Source organism: Streptomyces sparsus, from assembly GCF_054776295.1.
Map to the genome: position 1 here is coordinate 1 of NZ_BAAHCA010000743.1, position 2,476 is coordinate 2,476.

General features: G+C 74.4%; 3 protein-coding genes. All 3 read left to right on the forward strand.

The features are described 5' to 3' along the window. Positions 1-154: 154 nt before the first annotated feature. A complete protein-coding gene (locus ACYVE9_RS22875) occupies positions 155-703 on the forward strand; it encodes a GNAT family N-acetyltransferase (RefSeq protein WP_461029778.1) in 549 nt (182 codons plus the stop codon). Between the two features lie 84 nt (positions 704-787). Next, a complete protein-coding gene (locus ACYVE9_RS22880) occupies positions 788-2,278 on the forward strand; it encodes an ABC transporter substrate-binding protein (protein WP_461029779.1) in 1,491 nt (496 codons plus the stop codon). 5 nt (positions 2,279-2,283) lie between these two features. Continuing rightward, a partial coding sequence (locus ACYVE9_RS22885) for a hypothetical protein (protein WP_461029780.1) occupies positions 2,284-2,476 on the forward strand: 193 nt, incomplete at its 3' end.

Below are 2,476 nucleotides of genomic sequence, written 5' to 3' on the forward strand. Positions count from 1 at the left end.
CGACGGGACCGCGGCACGGGAAGGCCCACCAAGCGGGAGCGCCGCGACCTGGAGAGGCTGCGCGGCGACTGAGCCCGCGGCGCCCGCGGCCGTCCTGAGCCCCCGTGGTGGGGGCGGCCCCTCACGACCGAGGCTTGTTGCATATCCTTCGCAGGTGAGTGACTACCGCATCAGGGTGGCGGCCGACGCCGACGTGGACGCGGCCCGCAGCGTGATGCTGGACACCGTCTACCGCGACTTCGGCACCGGCTACGTCCCGCGCTGGCATGCCGACATCGTCGCCCCGGAGGCGTTCTACCTGCGACCGCCCCGGCACACGCTGCTCGTCGCGGTCGAGTCGCCCACCGGGCCCGACGGACCGGAGGGGCCGGTGGTGGCCACCGCGGCCCTGGACTCCCGCGGGCCCGCCCACCCGCCGAACCCGAGCTGGCTGGCCGAGCGCTACCCCTCCGGGAGCACCGCACAGCTGCGCCGGGTGTACGTGCGGCCCGAGCACCGCAGGCGCGGGCTCGCCCGCCGGCTGGTGGACGAGCTGCTGCGGTTCGCCGCGGCGGACGGCGGCTACCGCTCGGTCTACCTGCACACCGACCCGGCGGTGCCGGGAGCCGAGGACTTCTGGCGTGCGACGGGCAAGGTGATGTGCGACGAACGCGAGGAGCCGGACGGCAAGAACGTCGTGCACTTCGAGATCCCCTGGCCGTGAGCATTGCCCGAGATTATCGACAATGATTGTCATGTAAGCTTCCCGCCGTTCATTCGCTCGTCCGACGCCCGGAGACCGAGACCCATGCCACCGCTTCGCCGCCTCACAGCCGCCCTGCTGCTCACGCCCCTGCTCGCCGGCTGCTTCGCCGGCAACGGCGACGGCGACGAGGACGGCGCCTCCGGAGGTGACGGCGCCCGACTGCGGGTGGCGCTCGCCTTCCCGCCCACCGAGGGGCTCTCCCCCTACGGCGACGACGCCACCACACTCACCCGGCTCGGTGTGACGGAGGGACTGACCCGGCTCGACGCCAACGGCACGGCCGCACCCGCGCTCGCCGAGTCCTGGCACCGGGAGAACGACCGCAGTTGGGTGTTCTCGCTCCGGGACGCCCGCTTCCAGGACGGCGAGGACGTCACCCCGAAGGCGGTCGCCGGCGCCCTCACCCGGGCAGCGGCCGCCGAACCGCTGCCGGCCGCGCTGACCGGCGTCGACCTGAAGGCGGAGGCCGTCGACGACGGGGTCCGCGTCACCACCGGCAGCGCGGACCCGGTGCTGCCGCAGCGCCTGTCCAGCCCCTCCCTGGTGGTGCTCTCCCCCAAGGCGTACGGCAAGGCCGACCGCCCCTCCCCCGTCGGCACCGCCACCGGACCGTTCGAGATCACCGAGCACACCGACGCCCGCGCCCGGCTGAACCGCTTCGACGGCTACTGGGGCGGCCGTGCCTCGGCCGCCGGCATCGACGCGCGCTTCGTCGCCGACGGCCAGGCGAGGACCAACGCCCTGCGCAGTGGTGACGTGGACATCGCCGAGTCGGTGCCGTTCGCCCAGGCCGACTCTCTCGGGAAGGGCGTCGCCCGCGAGGTGCCGACGGCCCGTACCACCTCCCTGCACCTCAACACCGAGAAGGGCGTCTTCACCGACCCCGGCGTGCGCGCCGCCGCCCGCGCCGCGGTGGACACCTCCACCCTCGCCGAGGACGTGTACGAGGGCCGGGCCGACCCGGGCCGCGGGCTCTACGGCCCGGCGCTCAGCTGGGCCAGGGGCGAACGTCCCGAGCCGACCGGCAGGGCCTCCGCCACCGAGCCGCCGAAGACCGCCCTCACCCTGGCCACCTACGACAACCGGCCCGAGCTGCCCGAGACCGCGCAGGTCCTGCAACAGCAGCTCCAGGAGGCCGGATTCACCGTGAAGCTGGAGGTCCGGGAGTACTCACGGATCGAGGGCGACGTGCTGGACGGCAAGTTCGACGCGTTCGTCGCCGCCCGCAGCACGATGGTCGACACCGGCGACCCGGTCTCCGTGCTCAGCAGCGACTTCGGCTGCGAGGGCAGCTACAACCTGGCCCGGCTGTGCGACCGCGGCCTGGACCGCAAGGTCGACGGCACCGCCGACACCGTCGACCCGGCCGAGCGGCAGCAGGCGGCACTGGCCGCCGAGGCCGTCCTGCTGGGCACCGACGCCCTCGTCCCGCTGGCGCACCAGCGCCTCGTGCACGGCGTCGACACCTCGGTGCGCGGCGTCGTCCTGGACCCGTACGAGCGGGAGCTCGTCGGGCCCGGCACCCACCGCTGACCGTAATGGCACGGGGTCCGCGCACCGACCGCACCGCCGGGACGGCCGCCGTCCTGTGGCGGATCGCCCTGGCCGGGCTGCTGCTCTGCGGCATCGGTCTGCTGCCCTGGCTGGCGCGCACCGACCCGGCGCTGACCGTGCTGCGGGCCCGTACCGCGGAACGCAATCCCGACCCGGAGGCGCTGGCCGCGGTGCGCG

What these genes read in the sequence shown, in the direction of transcription:
- ACYVE9_RS22880 (WP_461029779.1), top strand. Translation starts at nt 788, where the DNA reads ATGCCACCGCTTCGCCGCCTCACAGCCGCCCTGCTGCTCACGCCCCTG.